The organism is Variovorax sp. FG153 (assembly GCF_057809595.1).
This window is the reverse complement of sequence record NZ_JBMDKG010000119.1, coordinates 1-775: the sequence shown is the minus strand read 5'-3', so window position 1 is coordinate 775 and position 775 is coordinate 1. Positions and strand designations below refer to the sequence as shown.

Annotated in this window: 2 pseudogenes; both read left to right on the top strand. The window is 73.4% G+C overall.

What is annotated here, in order from left to right:
* A pseudogene (locus ACODT0_RS42365) lies at nt 1–571 on the top strand (hypothetical protein); the annotation flags it as partial.
* Nucleotides 558–775 (top strand): annotated as a pseudogene (locus ACODT0_RS42360) (HupE/UreJ family protein); the annotation flags it as partial. The pseudogenes ACODT0_RS42365 and ACODT0_RS42360, both read left to right, overlap by 14 nt.

Below are 775 nucleotides of genomic sequence, written 5' to 3'. Positions count from 1 at the left end.
TGCGCCGCAGGCCGGAACGCGGCAGTGGCTGTGGACCTCGATCGCCGAGATCGAGGAACTCGCGGGGCGGCCCGCCGAGGCGGATGCCGCCTACCGCAAGGCGCTCGCGGCCGAGCGCTCCGGCTATCTGCTGCTGGCGTACAGCGATTTCCTGCAGCGTGCCGGACGGTCCGGCGAGATCCCGTCGCTGCTCGCGAAGGAAGCGCGCAGCGATGCGGTGCTGCTGCGGCTGGCCATCGCGCGCACGCATCCGGACCCGCGGTCAGCGCTGCGTGCAGTGGCCCCCGAGGCCGAGGAACTGCGCGAACGCTTCGAGGCCGCGGCACTGCGCCCCGGCACCACCGCGCAGCATGCGCGCGAGGAGGCGATGTTCGCGCTCGATGTGCAGGGCGATGCGAAGCGCGCCGTCGAGCTGGCGCGCCTCAATCTGCGCCTGCAGCGCGAGCCGATCGACCTGCTGGTGTTCGCGCGCGCGGCCTCGGCCGCCGGCGATGCGGCCGCGCGCGAGGAAGCGAGGGCGCTGATGCGCGAGATCGGACTGAAGGACGCCCGTGTCGATGCCATTCCCTGAACCACGCCGCATCGGGCTGGCCGCCGCCTTGCTGTTCGTGCTGGCGCTGCTGCTGGCGCTCGCGCCGGGCGCCGCGCGCGCCCACAAGGCCAGCGATGCCTACCTGCAGATCCAGCGCGATGCCGAGGGCGTCGACCTGCGCTGGGACATCGCGCTGCGCGATCTCGACGCGACGCTCGAGCTCGACCGCGACGGCGACCGCCA